The following is a 23,146-nucleotide window of genomic DNA, read 5'->3' on the forward strand; positions in this document are numbered from 1 at the left end:
AGAGACCCTAATGGGAAAATTTGATGGCGTGCTGCTGGTCAGCGATTTTGATGACACTCTTTACGACTCCCACCACCAGGTGCCCGAGCGCAACCGCCGGGCGCTGGACTATTTCCGCAGCCAGGGCGGGCGCTTCACCGTGGCCACCGGGCGGGCCAGACGGACCTTTGCCCCCTACCACGACCTGGTGCCTCTGGACGCCCCGGTGGTGCTGTCCAACGGCTCGGCCATCTATGATTTTTCCAAAAACGAGATGCTGGAGCAGACCTTTCTGCCCCCCTCCGCCCCGGCGGACTTTTCCGCCATTCTGGCCCAGTTCCCCTCGGTGGGCGCTGAGGTCTATCACGCCGAGGACATCTACGCCTGGAACCCCAACTACATCACCGAGGCCCACATGAAAAAGGTGGGCGGCGGCTACACTGTCCTCCCCTTCGACCAGATGCCCACCCCCTGGACCAAGGCTGTTTTGCAGCAGGAGCGGAACGTGCTCCGCCCGGTGCAGCAGTGGCTGCTGGAGCGGTGGGGGGACCGGTATGAGGCCATCTTCTCCAACGCCTATTACCTGGAGATCACCGCCAAGGGCAGCACCAAGGGGGACTTTGTGGCCAAGGTGGCGGACATGCTGGGCATCCGGCCGGAGAACCTCTATTGCGTGGGAGACAACCAGAACGACCTGTCCATGCTCCGCCGTTCCGCCATCCCCTTTGCCCCCGCCAACTGCGCCCAAGAGGTGAAGGACTGGGGGGCCAAAGTCCTCTGTCACTGTGACGACGGCGTCATCGGGGACATCGTGGACATCTTAGACCGGCGATATTCTTAAAATAGTGCGCAAAAAACCGCTCAGGTTTCTGTTGGAAGCCTGAGCGGTTTTCTTTGTTGTTTTAGGGCATGTGCAGCCCGTAAAAACCCACCAGGGCCAGGGCCATCAGCCCGGCGGTGATGAGGAGGATGGGCAGCCCCTGGAAGCACCGGGGGCAGTGGTGAAAGCTGACCTCCTCCCGCAGACTGGCAAAGCTGGCCATGGCCACCGTGGCCCCCACGCCGCCGAACAGGGCGAACACCAGGGCCGTGCCCAGGCCATAGCTGCGCTGGCTGATGAGCAGGGCACAGCCCAGGGCGGCGCAGTTTGTCCCGATGCTGGCCAGGTTGTCGTCCATCCGCCGGGACAGCTCTGGCAGGCACACCCGGACAAACTGCCGCAGCCCGGCGATGATGCCCGGAATGAGCAGGCACAGGAACAGCAGCCGGAAGTGCTGCCAGCCGAAGCGGGTGAGCACCAGAAAGTCGGCCAGCCAGGACAGCAGGGCGGAGAGGATCATCACCGCCGTGAGGCAATAGCCGGTGCGCAGGGCGTCGATGGGGTCCTGAAAGGCCCGAAGGCGGGTGCCGATGCCCATGCAGCTGACCAGCACAAAATTTTCAGACAGCAGGGCGGCCAGCGCCACCCCGGCAAGCTCGATCACAGCCATGTCAAAGTCTCCTTTATCTTGCGGGCGTTACACTTCGCCGTCTACATAGTCCACGCTGCCGTCCGCCGCATCCAGATTGGCCACGATGGCCAGGGCGCGGTTGACGCCTGCGGTGATGGCGTTGGAGGTGGCGGTGGCCCCACTGACGGCGTCCACGGCGTTCTCGCCGGTGGTGCGCAGGGTGCCATAGCGGCCTACATAGCGGCTGAGGGCGGCGGGGGTCATGGCCCGGGTGCCCACGCCGGTGGTCTCTTTATGAGAGGTGACGGCCACGCCGGTGACCTGGCCGTTTAAGTCCACGCCCACCTCCATGGTGATGACGCCGCCAAAGCCCTGGGCCTGGACCTCCACGCAATAGCCCACCAGCTCGTTCTCCTCAGAATAGCCCGCCAGGATGCTCAGGGCCCCGTTGGCCCGATAGGGCGTCTCAGAGCTGGAAGCCGCCGCGGGCATCACCTGGGCCAGGCGCTCGGTCTGCTGTTCGGCCTCTGTCCGGGCGGTGTCCAGGTCGGTGTAGCGGTGGACGAAGAAGATCATCACGCCCATGATGACCACCACCACGCACAGGTGGCCGATGACCTTGGCCTGCTCCCGGATCTGGTCCAGGTGGTCCTCGCCGGGGGCCTTGCCCCCGTGGCCGAAGTGGAAGGACAGCTGGGGCTTGACAAAGTGGATCATACCCACGCTGCGGCGGATGCGGCGCAGCAGCTTTCGGGTGGCATAGAACCGGCCCGCGCCAAAGCGCCGGGGCATACCCAGCCGGTCCAGCAGCCACACGCAGCAATTCATGGTGAGGATGGCCCAGCCAACCCCCTCGGGATAGGAGCTGCAGGTACGCAGCAGCATGGTCAAAGTCCCACAGCCCGCCCCAAAGAGCAGCTGTCCCCGGGGCGTGATGGGGGAGGTAGTGGGGTCGGTGGCCATAAACAGGGCCCCCAGCAGCAGACCGCCGCTGAGCAGCTCCATGGCCACCCACCGGGCGACGGAGACATCCGCCGGGGCGGTGAGGGCGGCAAAAAAGGCCGCCGTGGCCAAAAAGGCCAAGGGAATGCGGGGGGAGATCACCCGGCGCAGCACCAGATAGCCCCCACCCAACAGCAGCATAAAGGCGGAGACCTCTCCCAGACAGCCCCCCTGCTGGCCCAGCAGCAGCTGACCCAGGTTGAAGGGTGGGAGCGTCCCGCTGTGGAGATAGGACATAGGAGTGGCGGAGGCCACCGCGTCCACCCGGCCCAGTCCCAGCCAGTGCAGGGGGGTGGGCCACTTGGTCATCAGCATGGGGAAGGTGGCCAGCAGCATCCGTCCGGCCAGGGCGGGGTTCATAAAGTTTTTGCCCAGCCCGCCATAGAACTGCTTGACCACCACAATGGCGAATGCGGCCCCCAGCACCGGGGCCCAGTAAGGGGCGGAGGCGGGCAGGCTGAGGGCCAGCAGCAGCCCGGTGACGCAGGCGGACAGGTCCCTGCGGGTGTCGCTCTGATGGGTAAAGCGGCGGTAGGCCCCTTCAAACAGCACGCAGCTGACCACCGACACGGCGGTGAGGAGCAAGGCCCGGGGGCCGAAGAAGAACACGGCCATGGCCAGGGCGGGGGTGAGGGCCACCAGCACGTCCCGCATCATGGCCTGGGCAGAGTCCGGGTGGCCCGCCGGAGGGGGCAGCCGGAGAGAACGGGTCAGCTCGCTCATGTGGGTTCCCCTCCTTCCGATACCAGGGCTTTGGCCCGCTCCACCTGCTCCAGCAGGGGGATGCGGGCGGGACAGACAAAGGAACAGCAGCCGCAGGAGATGCAGTCCTGGGGGTGGAGGACAGGCAGCTTGCGGGGCTGGTCCTGCTCCAGGGCCCGGTGGATAAAGGCGGGGGCCAGGTGCATGGGACAGGCAGAGACGCACTTGCCGCAGCGGACGCATACCGTCCGCTCCCCCGCTCCCCGGCGCTCTGACCGGGTGAGACAGGTGAGGGCATTTGTGCCCTTGGTCACCGGGGCGGCCAGGTCATCCAGGGGCAGGCCCATCATGGGCCCGCCCAGCAGGACCTGGTCCGCCTGCTCCCGCAGACCGCCCACCGAGTCCAGCAGGTCCTTCAGAGGGGTGCCCAGAGGGACCCACAGGTTCCGGGGCCGGGCCACTGCCCCGCCGGACACGGTGACGGCCCGGTGGGTGAGGGCGCGGCCCTGGAACAGGGCCTCCTGAATGGCAAACACGGTGGCCACATTCAGCACCACGCACTTCACGTCCACCGGCAGCTTGCCCGGGGGGACTTCCCGCCCGGTGACCGTCTGGACGATCTGGCGCTCCGCCCCCAGGGGATAGCGGGTGCCCACGGTGCGCAGCTCCACCTTGCCGCTGCTGCGGCGCAGACGGCGCTCCACCGCCTCCACCGCCTTCAGCTTGTCCCCCTCGGTGACCAGCACGGCCCGCTGGGCCCCCAGGGCCCGGGCCAGCGTGTGGGCGGTGAGGAGGATCTTGTCGCTGCGCTCCAGCAGCAGACGATAGTCGGCGGTGACATAGGGCTCGCACTCGGCGGCGTTGACGATCAGGGTGTCCACGCGGCCGGCGGCCTGGCGCAGTTTCTCCGCCGTGGGAAAGCCGCTGCCGCCCATGCCGGTAATACCTGCCTCCCGCACCCGGCCCAGCAGCAGCTCCAGGGTGACCTGCTCGGGGATCAGGGGCTCGGGCCGCCCGGACCAGTGGGTGTCCTGGCCGTCGTTCTCGATGACGATGGCGGAGACAGTGCCCAGCTTGGCGTGGGGGCAGTCCTCAATGGCCGTCACCCTGCCGGAGACGCTGGCGTGGACGGTGGACTCCAGCCCCCGGCTGATGGCCACAGGCTGTCCCACCTGCACCGTGTCTCCCGGCTTCACCGCCGGCAGCAGAGCCTGGTCCCGGCCGGAGGTCAGGGGCAGATAGACCCGCCGAGGGGGCTGCTCCAGCTGAGCGATGGGCTTACGCCGGGTATTCTCTTTGTGTGGGGCGGGATTGACCCCGCCGAAGAAGGAATGAAACATGAAAAGACCTCCAAAGAAGTCATGGATGTAGAAAAAAGCGTTCTTCTGCATCCGCTCTATCAACGACGGGCCGACACAGAGGTCGGCCCCTACATACTTGCAGAGAGACCGCGCAGATAAAACAAACAGAAAATTCACCCTAATACGCCGTAGGGGCGGACCTCCGGGTCCGCCCGCAACGACGATTGAGCGCTATAAACGACATAACTATAATCCTAATGTCCGGTACTGTCCAGAGGAAGGGACAAAAGTTTACACTTTCGTCTCATTTCCGGCCGTTTTGGCCGCGCGTTTGGCGGTCAGGCGGGCCAGGGTCCGGCAGATGACGGGAATGGGCACAGGCTTGGACAGGTGGGCATCCATTCCCGCCTTCACCGAGCTGCCCATGTCCTCGGCAGAGGTGTTGGCCGTGAGGGCCAGGATAAACACCGATTTGGCATCGGGCCGGTCCAGCACCCGGATGGCCTGGGCGGCCTGACAGCCGTCCAGTCGGGGCATCTGCAGGTCCATGAGGATCACATCAAAGGAGAAGGGGGCCGAGCGGGAGAAGGCATCCACCGCCTCCTGCCCGTCGGCGGCCCCGGTGACGATGGCTCCCGCCTCCGTCAAAAGCTCGATGAGGATGTCCCGGTTAAACAGATTGTCCTCGGCCACCAGCACATGTTTTCCGCTGAGAGAGTAGTCGGCAGCGGCGGGAGCCGGAGCGGGATCGTCCTGGGCGGAGCTGGCGTGGACAAAGGGCAGGGTGACCCGGAAACAGGTGCCCTTCCCCGGGGCGCTCTCCACGGAGATGTCGCCCCCCTTCTGGCTGACCAGATTTTTCACGATGGTCAGTCCCAGGCCGCTGCCCGCAACAGAGTTGGCCCCGAAGCGCCGCTCCCGGGCATAGGGGTCATAGAGCCGTTTTAAAAACTCCTGGGACATGCCGATGCCCGTGTCCGCTACCACGAAGAGGTAGTTTTTGTTGTCCGCCCCCGCCTGGGACAGGGTGACGGAGATGCTGTCCCCCGGCAGGGTATACTTCAGGGCGTTGGACAGCAGGTTGTCCATGATCTGGGCCAGGCGGACCTTGTCCCCCAGGACCATGGGGTATTCCACATCCATGCGGAAGGTGAAGGGCTTGTTCTGCTGCTGCGCCTGGGCCTGGAAGGGGGCCACGTGGTCGGACAGGGCCTGACACAGGTCAAATTCGTGCTTTTCCAGGGACAGCTGGCCCTGCTCCATGCAGGACAGGTCCAAGATGTCGTTGATCAGACGAAGCAGCTGGCGCCCGGCCTGGTCGATCTCCCGGGTGTATTCCGCCCGCTTTTCTTTGGTGCAGTCGGGGCGGGCGGAGAGCTGGTTCATCCCCAGGATGATGTTCAGGGGGGTGCGCATGTCGTGGCTCATGCTGGCGAAGAACTGATGCTGGGCCCGCTGGTGGGCATCGGCGGCCGCCATGGCCTCTTTCACCAGGCGGCTGTGCTGCTGCCGGTCTGTGTCCGCCAGGCGAAAGGCCAGCAGGGCCTCGCCCCGGCTGAGGGGCTGGTCCACGATGACGTTTACATTGATCCACGTAAACCCGTCGTTCGAGATGCGCTGAAAGTCGCCGCCAAAGTTCTTTATCCGGTTTTGAGCCAGCTGGGACAGGTGCTCCAAAGAGAAGCAGTCGGAAAATTCCCTGGCGGTCTCCTCGTACATGTCGGATAGAAAAGCCTGCAGCATCTCCTGATAAGGGCCCTGTTTCTCCAGATGGAAGCGGCTGTCGTGGGATTGCTTGAGCACTTCGTACCGCCCATTTCTGATGTCCACCAAATATATGGCATAGAAGGAGTTGCACAGGGCCTGGACCATGGCGCTCACCCGGATCAGGTGCTGCCGCAGCTGGTGGCCCCTGCGCCACAAAAAGAGCATGACCGCCAGGGCGGCCAGAAGTACCAGCACATAACTCACCAGGACCTGGTGCATCCCGATGATGAGGGCGGAGCGGGGCACGGTGAGGACACAACTCCAGCCGTTGCTCACGGGGGCGGAGAAATAGGTGCGGGTCTTACCCTGGAAATCGGTGATGTCCTGGCCGTTTTTCGTGCTGTGGAGCTGATTCATAGACTTGGTATACGCCTCCACCTGTTCCTGAGAGACCTCGGAGAAGGGGGTGCTGGCATACAGCAGGTGACTGTTTTTGTCGAACAGATAATAGGCGCCGCCCTCCCCCAGGTTCAGGTCCTGGTGGATGTAGGCAAAGTCCTCTTCATGCAGATTGACCAACACGGCATAGCCCGTCTTGGGGGAGACGGCTGCCACCACCACCTCGTTGATATGCTCGATGGGGCAGACGAACCGGTCGGTAAAGACCACTTCACCCGGGACGGCGGCGGCCTGGGCGTACCAGGCGGAGTCCAGATAATTATAGTCCTCCGGCACAACTGCATCGGTGTCATAGGTGAGCTGCCCGTTCATAGCCAGGGACAAAGACAGCTCTGTGTCACTGAGAGCGTGGGAGGTGGCGTTCATATAGTCAATCAGGCGGCGGGAGACCTCCTCCATGGACAGGCCCTGGTCGGTGAGCTGGTCTAAATAGGTCACGCCCACCTTGACCAGGTTTTGATAGAGCAGCAGGTTGCGCTCCTCGTCGGCCACATAGCTCTGCACCAGCTCCTCTCCCATCTGAGTGGAGTTGACGATCAGGCCCCGATAGGTGCCGTACAGCCCACCCAGAAAAAGGAGGGCCACGGTGATGAGCAGCAGCAGGATGTTTCGGCTTCCGCTGCGGATATGCTTTTTTGTCGCGTTGAATACTTGCTCCAATCGGATCGAAGTCCTTTCAGATATATACATATAGTATATTTTGCATATATATGAATGCTGCGGGGGAGATACGGGGCAGAGAACGTGCCGGGATCAGCCCTGATGTTCCGCCAGATAGGTCCGAATGGACTGGGTCACCTGGGCATAGTCCGCATCAAAGCGGGCCAGCATGGCGGGGGTGGTGTGATCCTCGCCGCTGCGCAGAGCGTCGGTGACGGTGGCGCTGGACTCGCTCAGCCGGGTCAGGCACAGGTTGAGGCACACGCCCTTCAGGGTGTGGACGGCGCGGAAGGCCTCGGGCAGGTTGCCCGCATCCAGGAACTTGTGGAAGTTGGCATAGCTGCCGTCCTCCAGAAAACGGCCCAGAAAACGGGCCACCCGCTCGTCCGAGCGCCAGATATCCATCACAGTATCAAAGTCGCCGCCGCAGCAGGCATAGAGCTCTTTTAAATTCATGGTAAAGAGTCCTTTCTATCTTGTTTCTATCTCAAATCTTGTGCGTGTTCCCCGGGCAGAAGACCGGGAACACGCCAGAGAATTGGGTCATCTGTCATCGCTCCGAGCGCCGCTGGAGGGCGGCCAGGATGTCGGGGTGGTCGGCCACGTTGATGGTCTCGATGGCGCTGTTGTTCCGCTTGCCCTGATACATCAGCCGGTCTGCCATGGCCACGGCCTCCTCCACCGATTCCATGCCGTATACGCCGCCCATGGTGATGCCAAGGTGGATATGGGGGAAGCCCGGCGGGGTGGCCCGGGCCACCTTGCTCACGATCTCCTCCAGCTTGCGCTGGAAGGCGTCATAGGGGATGCTGACCAGCAGGAGGATAAACTCGTCCCCGCCATAGCGCACCAGCCGGTCTGTGGAGCGGATGCAGCCCAGCACCGTCTGGGCCACGGTGCGCAGGGCCGCGTCTCCGGCGGCGTGGCCGAACTGGTCGTTGATCTGCTTGAAGTGGTTGCCGTCGATCATCACCACGCCGTTATAGATGTGGTCGGTCTTGGCCTGCTCCTCGTAAAAGCGGCGGTTATAGGCCCCGGTGAGCACGTCCTGGTAGAACTGCTGGTTATAGCTGTTCACATATTCCATAAAGCTGGTGCGGCCATAGGCCTCCAGCAGCAGCTCCTCCCGGATCTTATACACCATCTCCAGCACCCGGCCCTGGCCGTTCAGCTGGACATACTTGGCAAAGACGGCATAGACGTTGTCGTCCACAAATTCCAGCTTCACCGCCTGGCTCCGGCTGTGCAGGACGTTCAGGGAGATGCAGTTTTTGCACCGGTCCCCCTTGCCCCATATGGCGTGGCACTGCTGATTTTTGCAGCCCCTGGCCCCGCCGCCGGTGCCGTCGTCCAGCACCTCCATCTTCTCCGGGTCCACCAGGCGGACCACATCGAACACGCAGCGCAGCTGGTCCATCAGGGCCTGCAGCTGGTCGTCCGAATAGCACTGGCCCGTCACCTTGCCGGCGCTGGGCAGGCGTGGATCCTGCTCCGGGGGCAGGATACGGCCCAGAAGGGAGGTATACACTGGTTTCCCCCCCCGCTCGGTGAACATCACCCGCAGGATGATGGTCCGCCAGTGCAGCTCCCCGTTGTGGTCGCACAGCAGACAGCGCACGTTCACCTCCGGCTGCTCCGGGGTAGCGGCGCGGACCTTCTCCCGAATGAGCTCCATGTTTTCGGGCCCCAGAAAGCTCTGGTCCTGGCTGGCCCGGTCCACAACGACCTCGCCAGTCCCCAACTGGGCGGCCCCCCTTAAGATGGTGGCCGTTTTCAGCTCGGCATCGTAGACGAACTGGATCTCCTGCACCCCGGCGGTGAAGAACTCCTGGCGCAGCCGTTCCTGTTCCAGCAGCTTGACCTGGGACAGGATGTGTTCGCCGGGGGCCTGCTCCAGCAGCTCCTCGGTGGTGCGCAGCACCGCCTGGCGGTCCGGCTCCTCCTGAGCGCCGTCGCTGCGCATGGCATCGGCCACCTGATATTGCACGTCCTTTAAACATTGCAGCAGCAGGGGGTTGAAGGCCCCGCACTGGCCGTCTAAGATCATCTCCATGGCCTTCTCGTGGGGGATGGCCGCTTTATAGCAGCGCACGCTGGTCAGGGCATCATATACGTCGGCCAGGGCGGTGACTTGGGCGGAGATGGGGATCTCCTCGCCCTTCAAGCCGTCGGGGTAGCCCCGTCCGTCATACCGCTCGTGGTGCCAGCGGCAGATCTCATAGGCGGCGTGGATGAGGGGGTTGTCCGAGTAAAAGGGCAGCTGCTCCAGTATCTCCGCACCGATGAGCGCGTGGGTCTTGATGATCTCAAACTCCTCCGGGGTCAGCCGCCCGGGTTTGTTCAGGATGTCGCCGTCGATGGAGATCTTGCCGATGTCGTGGAGGGCGGAGGCGGTGGAGTACATGGCGATGTCGCTCTCGCTTAAGGGATAGGCGTCGGTCATCTCCACCAGGTGGTGCAGCAGCAGCTTGGTGATGACCTGGATGTGGTGGATGTGCATCCCGCTCTCGCCATTTCGAAACTCCACGATGTGGCCCAGGACGTTGATCATCATCCGGCTGTTTTTCTCGTTTTCGTATACCTGCTCCTCCACCAGGCCCACCAGCCGCCGCTGGCGCTGGAACAGCCCCAGGGTGTTCATGATGCGCCGGTGGATGAGAAAGCCCTTATAGGGCCGCTGGATATAGTCCGAGGCCCCTAAATTAAAGGCCTTCTCGATGTAGGAGGAGTCCCCCTCAGAGGAGATCATAATGACGGGGATAAACTCCAGCCAGTGGCACTTTTTCATGTGGGCCAGCACGCCAAAGCCATCCAATTCCGGCATGACAATGTCCAGCAGCACCAGGTCCAGACTGCTCAGATTCTGGCGGATGAGGGCCAGGGCCTCCACGCCGTTAGAGGCCTCCAGAATGTCATACCGGTCCTCCAGCAACTCAGAGAGCATCATCCGGTTCATGCTGGAGTCGTCTACGATGAGAATGCGGGACTTGGCCTGTGCTTGCAGTTCAATACTCATGCGGTCATCACTTTCTCTCTATATGGCCGATATGGCGGCCAAGATCATGGGCAGGGGAATGGCCCAAGTGGCTAACACAAAAATCCAGGTTACATTTTATCACATTTGTTTCCGTTTGCCACCCTTAAATTTCACAAATTCCGCCCAAAGGGCAAAAAAATATCTGGCCCCGTCGCTTTGCCCGGCAAGGGGACACGATCAGGGACGAAATTCAGAGAATTTTAAGAAACAACATATTGAATTTTGCTGGAATTGTGGTATCCTCTTTAGGTACGAAACGCGTACATCTGTTTTATCTCTCTTCTGTAACCGAAAAGGAGCTATCCCCCATGACCAAAAAGTTCTGCGGCGCCCTTTCTGCCGCTCTTGCCATCGTCCTGACCCTGTCCGCCTGCGGAAAGACGGCTCAGCCCGCCTCCTCCAGCCAGAGCACAGGCAGCAGCGTTTCCTCCTCCAGTTCCGCCAGCCAGAGCGGCGGCGCGTCCTCTTCCGGCGGCGAGGACGCCCAGCAGCCCGACGGCAGCCAGCCGGACCAGTCCCAGCCCGACACATCCGCCCCGGCGCTCACCGCCCAGGGCAGCTATGACTTCAGCCAGCCCGCCCCGGCCCGGGAGGCGGTGGACAACAGCTATTTTGACGACGCCGCCTTTGTGGGCGACTCCCGCACCGACGGCTTTCTTATCTACAGCGGCATCGGCACGGGCAAGAACCTGACGTCCAACGGCCTGTCTATCTTCAAGCTGGAGGAGAAAAAGGCCCTGACCATCGACGGAAAAGAGTATACCCTGCTGGAGGCCCTGGCCCTTCAGCAGTATGGCAAGGTCTATCTGTCCCTGGGGGTGAACGAGCTGGGCTATTACGACGACCAGGGCTTTTACGACAACTATTGCAAGGCCATCGACGACATCCGCCGCATCCAGCCCCACGCCGTCATCTATGTCCAGAACCTGATCCCCCTGAATGAGGAGGTCATCGCCCAGACCACCAAGCGGAGCTATCTCACCAACGAGCATCTGCGGGTGTATAACGACCTGATCAAAAAGGCCGCCCAGGAGAAGCAGGTGGTCTATCTGGACCTGTACTCCGAGTTCGTCAACGAAAACGGGGAGCTGCCCGCCGAGGCCAGCAAGGACGGCGTCCACCTGCGCAGCGACTGGTGCAAGCAGTGGCTGGCCTATCTCCAGACCCACACCGTGGACTTTGACACCCTGTATCCCACCGGGGAGCAGCCCCAGATCTGATCGTTTTCCATTCCGATAGACATATAGACATAGAGAGAAAGGAAGTTTTCAATATGAAATTTTTGCGGATGATGCTGGCGGCGGCCCTGTGCGCCGCAGCGCTGACCGGCTGCGGCGGCAGCGGAACAGGCGGCAGCGCCTATACCACCGGCGACGTGGATAAGATCGCCCAGGCCGGGGCCTTCTCCGAGGAGCTGGAGAGCGTGGACGGGGACACCGCCTTTGCCCTGTACGGACTGGCCGACGCGGGCCTTGACCGGGCGCAGCTCACCGACTGCGCCGTGCTGCGCTCCGCCGGGGCCACCTGTGAGGAGGCAGCCGTGCTGATCCTGGACAGCGAGGATGCCGCCCAGACCACCATGACCGCCCTGGATGGCTATATCCAGAACCAGATCGACACCAACAAGGACTATCGCCCCGAAGAGATCCCCAAGCTGGAGAGCGCCTGGACCTCCGCCCGGGCCAACACCGTCCTGCTGGTGGTGGCCGAGGATGTGAATGCGGCCATGGATGCCGTGAAGAACTAAAGCTCCAGGAAATGCCCATCCCCCGGTTCAAAAACCGGGGGATGCTGCTTTTTTAACGCCTTTTTTACCAAAGTCCGGTTGACGGGACCGGAGAAAGGGTATATGCTGGACCTACCGATTTTCATTTCGTGAAAGTCTGCGACAGACTTTCCCCTGTTTTAGGAGGAACCATCATGAATCTTGATTTTAACGCCAAGCGCGGTTTCATCTGCGATATGGACGGCGTCATCTATCACGGCAACCGGGTCCTGCCCGGCGTGGCAGAGTTTATCCAGTGGCTCCACGACGAGGAGAAGGAGTTCCTGTTCCTGACCAACAACAGCGGCAACACCCCCCGGGAACTCCAGCAGAAGCTGGCCCGCCTGGGCCTGGACGTGTCTGAGGACCACTTCTACACCAGCGCCCTGGCCACGGCGGCCTTTTTGAAGGAGCAGTCCCCAGGCTGTTCTGTCTTCGCCATTGGCGAGGCGGGCCTGCTCAACGCCCTGTACGACGCGGGCATCACCATGAACGACGTGAACCCCGACTATGTGGTGGTGGGCGAGGGCCGGGCCTACTCCCTGGACACCCTGACCAAGGCCACCAACCTGGTGTATAAGGGGGCCAAGCTCATCGGGGCCAACTCCGACGTGTCCGGCCCCATCGAGGGCGGCATCGCCCCCTCCTGCGGCGCTCTGGTGGCCCCCATCGAGCTGGCCACCGGCAAAAAGGCCTACTTCTGCGGCAAGCCCAACCCCCTGATGATGCGCACCGGCCTGCGTCTGCTCAACTGCCACTCCGCCGACGCGGTGATGGTGGGGGACCGGATGGACACCGACGTGATCTCCGGCCTGGAGAGCGGCATGTCCACCGTCCTGGTCCTGTCCGGCGTGTCCACGGAGGAGACTCTGAATACTTACTCCTACCGTCCCTCCGTGGTCCTGCCCGGCGTGGGCGACATCGTGAAGCTGGCCCGGGGCCAGCAGTAAAGCAAAACGCGAACCGCCCCCAAGCTGTTCCATCGGAACAGCTTGGGGGTGGATTTTTTATCCCGCTTTGCGGTTGTTGCCCCGATTGGACCGGTTTCCCCGGTTCCCACGGGGGCCCCGGCGGCGGCGGTGGTAGCCCCGGGCCTTGACGCAGAGGACGGGCTCGTGCTTTTTGGCGGCGCGGTAGGCGGCGGTCTCGGTGTCCAGCTCCGGCAGGACCAGCTGGGTGCCCTTCCAGTTCCCGCCGGGGGCGTGGGCCACGTCCACCCGGCACAGCAGGCGGCCATGCTCCTGGCACTTCACCCGGCTGTAGTAGACGTCGTCGTCAAAGGGGTGCCACACGCTGACCCCATAGATCTTTTTGCAGGTGGGGCAGATCACCCGCCGGGCGGCCTTGGCGTTGAGCAGCAGAGACTTGTCCGTAAACGGTCCAGGCAGAGCCTTCGGCTGGCACAGGGGGGCCAGCTCCGCCAAGGGGGTAGGCTCGGCAGGGGGCACAGTCAGACAGTCCGGCCTCACAAACTCCCCCACCAGGGCGGTATAGAGGGAGTCGTGGAGGGCGTTGTGGAACTCGAACGTATAGGGGATGGCGCAATAGGCGGCGGCCTTCTCCAGGGCGATGCAGTTTGTTACGCCCAGGGTGCGGGAAAAGGCGGCCTGCAGGTCATACTCCTGCTCCACCGTGAGCTGGGGCAGGTGATAATACGCCGCACTTTTGGCCAGAGTGGGCACATCCTGGGTGCCCCACCCGGCAAACACGGCGTCCTGGCCGCACCAGTCGTAAAAGGCCCGGTAGGCGGAGGGAAAATCCAGGGGAGAGGTGAGATAAAGGTCCTTGTCCGGCAGCTCCTTGGCCTTGTGATAGAGCTTTTTATACACCGAGGGGTGGATATAGACGTTGAAGGTGTCGATGATCCGCCCGCCCAGCCGGTCCACCTTTACTGCGCCGATCTGTAAAATTTCATCCGGGAGCCGGGGCTTATAGCCGTGGTTCCACTCTAAGTCGAAAATAATCATGTGAGCCGCTCCTGTGTTGATATCCTGAACATCATATCACAAGTGCGGCGCAGATGCAACGAGACAAGAATACCCCCGTCCCGGAAAGGCTATAAAAAACAAGTACAGCGTGCCGCACTTGACAAAAACGGCTTTTTATCAGAGAATTAAAGCGACATAATCATGCAAAAGATTCATCAGATAGACAGAATCTGTCCATGGTACTGGATATGATATGATCAGAGCTTTGAAAAACAGATGTGTGGAACATTAGCGCAAGCCAGATTTTATTGGCACCGGCAGCGAGTCGCTGCTGGGAAGCACAGCTTAGTTTGATTCACTTCGTTCAGCCTAATCTGCTCCGCTGTATAAAAGGCACACGCCGTGTGCTTAAAATACAGCTGCGCAGCTTAGCATTCACATTGTTTTGTTCCACAAGGAGGACATAAGCATGGTCTGCAAAAGCTATTCTGATCTGGAACGTCTGCTGGGGATTTCGGTAAAAGCGCTCTATTCCGTCAGCAATGCGTCCTGGAAGCATTACCGCAGCGTAAAGATCCCCAAAAATGACAGGGGAGAGTTCCGGGAGCTGCATGTGCCGGATGAGTTTTTGAAAACAGTCCAGCGCAGGATCGCGGACAGACTTCTGTCTGCCTATCCCGTCTCACCCTATGCCACGGCATACCGTCCCGGCGGCAGTACCATTGTCAACGCAAGGCCGCATGTGGGAAAAAACGTCTTGCTCAAGCTGGATATTCACCATTTCTTTGACAATATCCTCTATGCCACCGTTAAGGAAAAGGCGTTTCCGGCGGAGGACTATTCTGAGTCCATCCGAATTTTGCTGACGATCCTCTGTGTCCATAAAGATGCGCTGCCCCAGGGCGCACCTACATCTCCGGTGATCTCCAACATCATTATGCGGGATTTTGACTGCACGGTGGGCGGGTGGTGCGATGCCAGAGGGATCGCCTATACCCGATACTGCGACGACATGACGTTTTCCGGTGATTTTGACAGCCGGGAGGTCGTCAGGCTTGTGCGGACAGAGCTGCGGAAAATGGGCCTGTTTCTGAACGAGAAGAAAACCGTTCGGGCGGTCCGGGGACAGCGGCAGAGCGTGACGGGATTGGTGGTCAACGAGGGCCTGCGTATTCCGGCGGCGTACCGGAAGAAGCTGCGCCAGGAGGTGTATTACTGTCGGAAGTTCGGCGTGGCTGCCCATCTGCAGAGGATGGGCAGCGGGGAAAGGGCCGAGGACTATCTGCCAAAGCTCCTGGGGCGGATCAACTATGCCTGCTCTGTTATGCCGGACGATCAGGAACTGAGGCAAGAGAGACGCTGGGTGATGCAGCAGCTGCATACGCTGGAGAGATGAGAATATATCCGCTGATAAAAGACAAAACACCCCCGGTTCCGCAGAACCGGGGGTGTTTGCTGTCATATTGTACAAAAAACTTACTTGCGGGGGTTCTTGATAGCAGCCTGAGCGGCAGCCAGACGGGCGATGGGCACACGGAAGGGGGAGCAGGAGACATAGTCCAGGCCCACATTGTGGCAGAACTCCACGGAGGAGGGGTCGCCGCCGTGCTCGCCGCAGATGCCCAGCTTCAGGTCGGGGCGGGTCTGGCGGCCCAGCTTGCAGGCCATTTCCACCAGACGGCCCACGCCGGTCTGATCCAGGCGGGCGAAGGGATCGCTCTCGTAGATCTTGTTGGCGTAGTAGGCATCCAGGAACTTGCCGGCATCGTCGCGGCTGAAGCCGAAGGTCATCTGGGTCAGGTCGTTGGTGCCGAAGGAGAAGAACTCGGCCTCCTTGGCGATCTGGTCGGCGGTGAGGGCGGCACGGGGGATCTCGATCATGGTGCCGACCTTATACTTCATGTCGGAACCGGCGGCCTTGATGATGGCATCGGCGGTCTCCACCACGGTCTTCTTTACGAAGGCCAGCTCCTTGACCTCGCCCACCAGGGGGATCATGATCTCGGGGACCATATCCCAGTCGGGGTGCTTGGCCTTGATATTCAGGGCGGCCTTGATGACGGCGCGGGTCTGCATGGCGGCGATCTCGGGGAAGGTCACGGCCAGACGGCAGCCACGGTGGCCCATCATGGGGTTGAACTCGTGCAGGGAGGCGATGATGGCCTTGATGTCGGCCACGGACTTGTTCATGTCGTGGGCCAGCTTCTCAATATCGGCCTCTTCGGTGGGCACGAACTCGTGCAGAGGGGGATCCAGGAAGCGGACGGTCATGGGACGGCCCTCCAGGGCCTCGTACATGGCCTCGAAATCGCCCTGCTGCATGGGCTCCAGCTTGGCCAGGGCCTTCTCCCGCTGCTCCACGGTGTCAGAGCAGATCATCTCCCGGATGGCGGGGATACGGTCGGCCTCGAAGAACATGTGCTCGGTGCGGCACAGGCCGATGCCCTCAGCGCCGAACTTCACGGCCTGAGCGGTGTCGCGGGGGTTATCGGCGTTGGTGCGGACCTTCAGCACGCGGTACTTGTCGGCCCAGGCCATGATGCGGCCAAACTCGCCGGAGATGGAGGCGTCCACAGTGGGGATGGCCTCGCCATAGATGTTGCCGGTGGAGCCGTCCAGGCTGAGCCAGTCGCCCTCGTGATAGGTCTTGCCGGCCAGCTCGAACTGCTTGTTGTCCTCGTCCATCTTGATGGCGCCGCAGCCGGAGACACAGCAGGTGCCCATGCCGCGGGCCACAACGGCGGCGTGAGAGGTCATGCCGCCGCGGACGGTGAGGATGCCCTGGGAGGCGACCATGCCCTCGATGTCCTCGGGGCTGGTCTCCAGACGGACCAGGACCACCTTCTCGCCGCGCTCGGCCCACTCCTTGGCGTCCTCAGCGGTGAAGACGATCTTGCCGCAGGCGGCGCCGGGGGAGGCGGGCAGGGCGGAAGCCACGGGGGTGGCCTTCTTCAGGGCGGCGGGGTCGAACTGGGGGTGGAGCAGGGTGTCCAGGTTGCGGGGGTCGATCATGGCCACGGCCTGCTGCTCGGAGATCATCTTCTCGTCCACCAGGTCGCAGGCGATCTTCAGGGCGGCGGCGGCGGTGCGCTTGCCGTTACGGGTCTGGAGCATATACAGCTTGCCGTGCTCCACGGTGAACTCCATGTCCTGCATGTCGCGGTAGTGATCCTCCAGGGTCTTGCACACAGACTGGAACTGGGCAAAGGCCTCGGGGAACTTCTGGGCCATCTCCTCGATGGGCATGGGGGTGCGCACGCCGGCCACCACGTCCTCGCCCTGGGCGTTGGTCAGGAACTCGCCCATCAGCTTCTTCTCGCCGGTGGCGGGGTTACGGGTGAAGGCCACGCCGGTGCCGCAGTCGTCGCCCATGTTGCCGAAGGCCATGGACTGGACGTTGACGGCGGTGCCCCAGGAACCGGGGATGTCGTTCATGCGGCGATAGACAATGGCGCGGGGGTTGTTCCAGCTGCGGAACACGGCCTTGATGGCGCCCATCAGCTGCTCCTTGGGGTCGGTGGGGAAGTCCTGGCCGATCTTGGACTTATACTCGGCCTTGAACTGACCGGCCAGCTCCTTCAGGTCCTCGGCGGTCAGCTCCACATCCTGGGTGACGCCGCGCTTGGCCTTCATCTGGTCGATGAGCTCCTCGAAATACTTCTTACCCACTTCCATGACCACGTCGGAATACATCTGGATGAAGCGGCGATAGCAGTCATAGGCCCAGCGGGGGTTGCCGGACTTCTTGGCGATGACCTCCACCACGTCCTCGTTCAGGCCCAGGTTCAGGATGGTGTCCATCATGCCGGGCATAGAGGCGCGGGCGCCGGAACGGACGGAGACCAGCAGGGGGTTCTCCAGGTCGCCGAACTTCTTGCCGGTGATCTCCTCCATCTTGGAGATATACTCCATGATCTGAGCCTGGATCTCGTCGTTGATCTGCTCGCCGTCCTCATAGTACTGGGTGCAGGCCTCGGTGGTGATGGTGAAGCCCTGGGGCACGGGCATGCCGAGATTGGTCATCTCGGCCAGGTTGGCGCCCTTGCCGCCCAGCAGCTCGCGCATCTTGCCGTTGCCCTCGGAGAAAAGGTATACGAATTTAGTAGCCATTTTCCATCAATCCTTTCTTCTTATCAGCAGTTTTTCCCGCAAAAGTCCGCCCCGTCTCTCTCCAGGGAGACCGGCGGAAAAGGCCGCTGAATGCAAACGATGCTCTGTCATTATCCTGTGTATCATTGCTACGGGACCATTATAATCATTTGCAGGAAATATTGCAATGCCCATATTTGATAAATTTTAAAAGAAGGGGGCCTTTTTCTTTTGTAACCGCAAGAAAAATAAAGAAAAACCGAAAAAAGTTGAAAAACCGGCAACAATCAGGCGGGCGAATCCGGCGTAAAAAAACTGTAAATTTTTTTCGTCCCCGGCCCGGCCTAAAATTCCACCCCGCACCGGGCGGGGACGCCCCGGTCATAGGGGTGCTTTTCCTTTTGAAAATGGGTGATATAGTCTGCCCGCTCTGTCAGCTCCGGGGCCGGGTCCCGCCCGGTGAGGACCACCTCCGCCCGGGCGCCGTCCAGAAGAGCGAGCAGGTCCGCCAGGGGGAGCAGCCCGGCGTTCACCCCGTCGCACACCTCGTCCAGCACCACCAGGCCGCAATCGGGGTCGGCGGCGGCCTGTCCGGCCTGGGCGAGCAGCTCTTGGGCCCGCCGGGCCTCCTGCCGCCGCTCTTCTTCCGTCATGGCAAAGAGAAATTTCAGCTTCTCCGGCACGGGGAGCAGCGTCACCTGGGGCAGCCGGGCCAGGGCCAGACGCTCGCCGCTGTCGGCTCCCTTTAAAAACTGGGCAATAACTACGGGTCTGCCCCGCCCGGCCATGCGCAGGGCCAGGCCCATGGCGGCGGTGGTCTTGCCCTTGCCGTTGCCGTGATAGAGATGGATCATGATAGCACCCCCTTAACAGTCTTTTTCGGCCATGATCCCGCAGGAGACGGCAAAGGACACCGCCAGGGCCACCCCGGCCAGCAGGAGATAGGGGAGCAGGAGCAGCAGGGGCGGCAGCTCCTCCAGATGGGTCACCTGACTGCCGGACCACAGTTCGCCCTTGATGGAGACAAAGAGGGCGGCCACGGGCAGCAGGAGGGTGACGTACAGGGCTATCCGGGCCCGCTCCGGCCCCAGGCGATAGTTCAGGGGCATGGACACCGACAGGGCCAGCACCCCCAGCAGCAGGGTGGCGGCGATGCTCATGCCGCACTCCCACACCGCGTCCCAGTCCCCGGAGAAGGACACCACCACGCACATGGCCGCCCCAAAGGCCGCAGCGCACAGCAGCACCAGCAGGGTGAACAGATACCGGGCGGCCACCAGGTCCCGGCGGCTGAGGGGCAGGGCGGCGGCATACCGGTCCCAGTGGGCCTGCTCGTCAAAGGCGAAGGCGGACATGGGCAGCATCATGGCGATGACCTCTAAAAAGGCGGCCACAAAGCTTATCGAGAATAGGCCGGTGACGGTCAGCACCGCGTACACGGCCAGCAGAAGCAGATAGCTCTTCAGGCTCTTTTTCAGCACCAGGGCATCTTTTAAGATCAAGCCGGTCATACGGCCTCCCCCTTTCCCACAAACAGCATGATATCGTCCAGGGTCACCGGCTCCACAGAGAGCTCCGGGTGGACCCGCTGAAAAGCCGCCCGGTCCGCGACCAGGGCGTGGCAGCCAAACTCCCCCCGGCGCACCCGGGTCAGCAGCTCGGGTTCCAGGGCGGAGAGCTGGGCGGCGGAGCAGCCCACCTGGCCGTATTGCTCCAGAATATCGTCTTTGGGGGCGGACAGGATGACCTGCCCCCGGTGGAGGTAGGTGATGTAGTCGGCGATCTTCTCCAGGTCCCCGGTGATGTGGCTGGACAGGAGGACGGCGTGCTCCTCGTCGGAGACGAAGGAGAGCAGCTCCTCCAGAATGCTGTCCCGGACCACCGGGTCCAGTCCGGCGGTGGCCTCGTCCAAAATGAGCAGCCGGGGCCGGTGGGCCAGGGCGGCGGCCAGGGACAGCTTCATCTTCATCCCCCGGGACAGCTCCTTTACCGTCTTTTTCTCCGGCAGCTGGAATTTGTCCAGATAGTCCCGGAACAGCCCATCGTCCCAGGCGGGAAACACGGGGGCGAGGATGGTGGAGATGTCTTTGAGACGGAGGCTGTCGTGGAAAAAGCAGTCGTCCAGCACCACGCCCACCTCCGCCTTGGCCTGACGGGGCTGGCTCCAGGGGTCGCAGCCCAGCAGGGAGACGGTCCCCTCGTCCCGGCGGATCGTCCCCAGCAGGCATTTCAGGGTGGTGGTCTTGCCCGCACCGTTCTCCCCGATAAGGCCCATGATACAGCCCCCCGGAAGGGTGAAGGAGACGTCTTTCAGGGCAAAGCCGTCGAAGGACCTGCACAGCCCCTTGACTTCAATACAATTTGTCATAATATATCCCCTTTATACAAAATGGTGAGCATTTCTTCCAGCTCCTCCAGGGTGATGCCGCCCTTACGGGCCTCCTCCACCGCCTGACTGAGAAATTCCTCCGTCCGGCGCAGCTGGGCCTCCCGCAGCAGCTCCCGGTTTTGTGGGGCCACAAAGCAGCCCTTGCCGGGAACGTTCTCCAGAAAACCGTCCCGCTCCAGCTCCTCATAGGCCCGCTTTGTGGTGATGACCGAGATGCGCAGCTCCTTGGCCAGCAGACGCATAGAGGGCAGGGCCTCCCCCGCCGCCAGCGCCCCGGAGCAGACCTGCTCCTTCACCTGGTCGGCGATCTGCTGATAGATGGGTTTTCCGCTGGAGTTGCTTAGTATAATATCCATGTTCCGCCCCTTTCAACACGCCCGCCGCCCCCGCCCGGGGCTGGACGGAGACAGTCGGTGTGTTTGTTGGTATTATCGTATATATACTATATATACGATATAACACGCAGTGCCCTTTGTCAAGGGGGATCTCGGGGATTTTTTGCCTAAAAGAAAATACACCCGGTATCAACATGTCCTGTCAATACCGAGTGTATCGTATGATCTACTTTTTGGTGCTCTTGTTTACTCCTTGTGGTCCTCCGTCACCGCGCCGGCGCGATAGGCCTCCAGCAGGCGGCGCAGGTCGGCGGCCTGGTGTTTCAGCTCCTTGCCGATGTCCGTCTCGGCGATCTTCACCCGGTTCTCCATCCGCTCGAAGATCACGCTGTCGTTGGCGATGTCGTGGTTGTGGAGGATGGCCTCCTCCCGCCCGGCGAAGGGCTGGTGAGAGACGATGCGGATGTTCCGGGAGTTATAGATCAGGGTATACCCGGCGATGCCAGAGGTGGGCTGATAGGCCTTGCAGAAGCCGCCGTCGATGACGATCAGCTTGCCGCCGCCCTTGATGGGGCTCTCCCCCTTCTTGGTCTTCACGGGGATGTGGCCGTTGATGATGTGGCAGTGGGGGCCCTCCAGGCCAAACTCCTTCAAAATGGCCTCGCACACGGCGGGGTCGTTGTACAGGGTGTAATAGCTGTTCTTGGGCTCGGTCCAGGCGCTCTCGTCGGCGATGAGCCGCCGCTCGAAGGTGGTCATCCGGTCACGGCCAAAGATGGGGCTATTCCGGCCCGCCCATAACCACCACAAAAAGTCCATGCCGAACTGCCGCTCTGCAGAGCCGGGCTTGTCGTAATAGGCCCGGCGGGCAGTGGTCTGGGCATAGTCCAAAAACGCCCGGCCCGCGCGCTTTTTGCCCCCGATGGTAAAGGTCATCAGCTCCCCGTCGGCGGTCATGGGGATGCAGCCGTGGAAGAGCAGGTTGCCGTTGAATACCTTATACAGCCCGCCCTTGGAATACAGGAAGCGGATGTGCTTTTGCAGCTTTTCGCTGCGCTGGAACGACGCGGTGAGCTGGTCGATGACCTGGCTCTCCTCCGGGGTCAGGGTATAGGGGTCGGCGGGGTCCACGGTGGGGAAGTCGCAGTCCTCCAGAGGATACGTCTTTTCCCCGATGGTCACCGTCTTGTTTTCATAGTCGATCTTGTCCAGCAGCAGCCGGTCGTTCATGCCAAACTCCGGGCAGCGCATGACCTTCTGCCCCTCCAGCTTGAAGAGGATGACGGTGATGGCCTTGTGCATCCGGGCGGAGAGCAGCTTGTCCTTCTCGGTGTACTGGTCGGCGTCCGCCCCGGTTAGCTTCACGGCAAAGCGGTGGGTGTCGCAGTCCTTATACACCTCGTTGGCGAAGATAGACAGGGGGCGCAGGGAGATACCATAGCCCGTCTCGATGACCTCCAGGTTGTTATAGTGGATGGAATTGGCCAATACTGTGGCTACCAGGGTGCGGGAGCCGGAGGCGGCGCCCATCCACAGGATGTCGTGGTTGCCCCACTGGATGTCCACGCTGTGATACTTCCGCAGGGCGTCCATGACGATGTCCGCCCGGGGGCCGCGGTCAAAGATGTCGCCCACGATGTGCAGCCGGTCCACCGCCATGCGCTTGATGACCCCGCACACGGCGATGATAAAGCCTGGGGCCTGGTCGATGTCGATGATGGTGTCGATGATGTTCTCGTAATAGTCTCGCTTGTCCGCCTCGTCATAGTTGACGTGGAGCAGCTCGTCGATGATATAGGCGTAGTCACGGGGCAGGGCCTTGCGGACCTTGGACCGGGTATAGACCGAGGCGGCCCAGCGGCACACCTCGATGAGGCGGTGGAGGGTGATGCGGTACCACTCCTTCAGGTCGTCCCCCTGGGCGGTGATGAGCTTCAGCTTCTCCTCCGGGTAATAGATGAGGGTGGCCAGCTGGTCCCGCTCCGCCCGGGTCATGGTGGTGCCGAACAGCTCGTCCAGCTTCTCCTTCACCACGCCGGAGCAGGAGTTCAGGATATGTAAAAAGGCCTCATACTCCCCGTGGATGTCAGAGATAAAGTGCTCCGTCCCCTTGGGCAGACCCAGAATGGCCTGGAGATTGATGATCTCGGTGCTGGCCGCCTGCACCGTGGGGTATTGCTTTGCCAGCAGCCGGAGATACTCCAGCTCCTGGGGTTGAAACGTGCTCTTCGCGTTCAAAAAAAGCGCCTCCTTTTCAGGTGTGCGCGGGCGTCTTTCGCCCGCTGAAAAACAGGTCTTGCTATTCTTATTGTACACGACTGTCCCGTAAAAATACATAGAAA

General features: G+C 61.8%; 18 protein-coding genes. 5 read left to right on the forward strand and 13 right to left on the reverse strand.

Annotation, left to right across the window (positions count from 1 at the left end):
* Positions 1–10 precede the first annotated feature (10 nt).
* Complete coding sequence (locus tag ACSAMP_RS14485) at positions 11–820, forward strand: HAD-IIB family hydrolase (RefSeq protein WP_457800936.1); 810 nt, start codon at positions 11–13, stop codon at positions 818–820.
* A 61-nt stretch (positions 821–881) separates the two neighbouring features.
* Here ACSAMP_RS14485 and ACSAMP_RS14490 read toward each other — a convergent pair whose 3' ends face one another.
* The 6 genes from ACSAMP_RS14490 to ACSAMP_RS14515 form a co-directional block, all read right to left on the reverse strand.
* Positions 882–1,469 carry an Rnf-Nqr domain containing protein gene (locus ACSAMP_RS14490; protein WP_441795316.1) on the reverse strand — a complete coding sequence of 196 codons (588 nt, stop codon included), beginning with the start codon at positions 1,467–1,469 and terminating at the stop codon, positions 882–884.
* 27 nt (positions 1,470–1,496) lie between these two features.
* Positions 1,497–3,155 carry an RnfABCDGE type electron transport complex subunit D gene (locus ACSAMP_RS14495; protein ID WP_457800937.1) on the reverse strand — a complete coding sequence of 553 codons (1,659 nt, stop codon included), beginning with the start codon at positions 3,153–3,155 and terminating at the stop codon, positions 1,497–1,499.
* Positions 3,152–4,474: an electron transport complex subunit RsxC gene (gene rsxC, locus ACSAMP_RS14500; protein ID WP_457800938.1), complete on the reverse strand. Its 1,323-nt coding sequence runs from the start codon at positions 4,472–4,474 to the stop codon at positions 3,152–3,154. The genes ACSAMP_RS14495 and rsxC overlap by 4 nt, the downstream gene beginning before the upstream one ends.
* Before the next feature lie 252 nt (positions 4,475–4,726).
* Positions 4,727–7,261, reverse strand: coding sequence for an ATP-binding protein (locus ACSAMP_RS14505; RefSeq protein WP_457800939.1), 2,535 nt, complete (start codon positions 7,259–7,261; stop codon positions 4,727–4,729).
* 93 nt (positions 7,262–7,354) lie between these two features.
* Complete coding sequence (locus tag ACSAMP_RS14510; protein WP_441795311.1) at positions 7,355–7,717, reverse strand: Hpt domain-containing protein; 363 nt, start codon at positions 7,715–7,717, stop codon at positions 7,355–7,357.
* Positions 7,718–7,811: 94 nt separating this feature from the next.
* On the reverse strand, positions 7,812–10,277 hold the full coding sequence (locus ACSAMP_RS14515) for a GGDEF/HDGYP domain-containing response regulator (protein ID WP_457800940.1): 2,466 nt from the start codon (positions 10,275–10,277) through the stop codon (positions 7,812–7,814).
* A 329-nt stretch (positions 10,278–10,606) separates the two neighbouring features.
* On the opposite strand from ACSAMP_RS14515, the gene ACSAMP_RS14520 reads away from it, so the two are divergent.
* From ACSAMP_RS14520 to ACSAMP_RS14530, 3 genes are all read left to right on the forward strand, one after another.
* On the forward strand, positions 10,607–11,518 hold the full coding sequence (locus tag ACSAMP_RS14520; RefSeq protein ID WP_457800941.1) for a GDSL-type esterase/lipase family protein: 912 nt from the start codon (positions 10,607–10,609) through the stop codon (positions 11,516–11,518).
* A 53-nt stretch (positions 11,519–11,571) separates the two neighbouring features.
* Positions 11,572–12,045: a DUF4358 domain-containing protein gene (locus ACSAMP_RS14525; protein ID WP_457800942.1), complete on the forward strand. Its 474-nt coding sequence runs from the start codon at positions 11,572–11,574 to the stop codon at positions 12,043–12,045.
* Between the two features lie 173 nt (positions 12,046–12,218).
* Entirely contained in the window at positions 12,219–13,013 is a 795-nt protein-coding gene (locus ACSAMP_RS14530; RefSeq protein ID WP_457800943.1) for an HAD-IIA family hydrolase, read from the forward strand.
* 57 nt (positions 13,014–13,070) lie between these two features.
* Here the strand turns inward: ACSAMP_RS14530 and ACSAMP_RS14535 are convergent, their stop codons facing one another.
* A complete protein-coding gene (locus tag ACSAMP_RS14535; RefSeq protein ID WP_457800944.1) occupies positions 13,071–14,030 on the reverse strand; it encodes an exonuclease domain-containing protein in 960 nt (319 codons plus the stop codon).
* A 430-nt stretch (positions 14,031–14,460) separates the two neighbouring features.
* Here ACSAMP_RS14535 and ACSAMP_RS14540 point away from each other — a divergent pair, with 430 nt between their 5' ends.
* Positions 14,461–15,387 carry a reverse transcriptase family protein gene (locus ACSAMP_RS14540; RefSeq protein WP_457800945.1) on the forward strand — a complete coding sequence of 309 codons (927 nt, stop codon included), beginning with the start codon at positions 14,461–14,463 and terminating at the stop codon, positions 15,385–15,387.
* 80 nt (positions 15,388–15,467) lie between these two features.
* Here ACSAMP_RS14540 and ppdK read toward each other — a convergent pair whose 3' ends face one another.
* The 6 genes from ppdK to ACSAMP_RS14570 form a co-directional block, all read right to left on the reverse strand.
* Positions 15,468–18,101, reverse strand: coding sequence for a pyruvate, phosphate dikinase (ppdK, locus tag ACSAMP_RS14545; RefSeq protein ID WP_457800946.1), 2,634 nt, complete (start codon positions 18,099–18,101; stop codon positions 15,468–15,470).
* Positions 18,102–18,424: 323 nt separating this feature from the next.
* Positions 18,425–18,934, reverse strand: a complete 510-nt coding sequence (locus ACSAMP_RS14550; RefSeq protein ID WP_457800947.1) for a cob(I)yrinic acid a,c-diamide adenosyltransferase — start codon at positions 18,932–18,934, stop codon at positions 18,425–18,427.
* Between the two features lie 12 nt (positions 18,935–18,946).
* Positions 18,947–19,591: an ABC-2 transporter permease gene (locus ACSAMP_RS14555; protein WP_457800948.1), complete on the reverse strand. Its 645-nt coding sequence runs from the start codon at positions 19,589–19,591 to the stop codon at positions 18,947–18,949.
* Positions 19,588–20,448 (reverse strand): ABC transporter ATP-binding protein, encoded by an 861-nt coding sequence (locus tag ACSAMP_RS14560; RefSeq protein WP_457800949.1) that lies wholly within the window; start codon positions 20,446–20,448, stop codon positions 19,588–19,590. The genes ACSAMP_RS14555 and ACSAMP_RS14560 overlap by 4 nt, the downstream gene beginning before the upstream one ends.
* Complete coding sequence (locus ACSAMP_RS14565) at positions 20,445–20,825, reverse strand: GntR family transcriptional regulator (RefSeq protein ID WP_457800950.1); 381 nt, start codon at positions 20,823–20,825, stop codon at positions 20,445–20,447. Before ACSAMP_RS14565 ends, ACSAMP_RS14560 begins: the two co-directional genes overlap by 4 nt.
* A 225-nt stretch (positions 20,826–21,050) precedes the next feature.
* Positions 21,051–23,042, reverse strand: coding sequence for a fructose-1,6-bisphosphatase (locus tag ACSAMP_RS14570; RefSeq protein ID WP_457800951.1), 1,992 nt, complete (start codon positions 23,040–23,042; stop codon positions 21,051–21,053).
* Between the last annotated feature and the right edge of the window lie 104 nt (positions 23,043–23,146).

Source organism: Flintibacter sp. SJQ-8, from assembly GCF_054108085.1.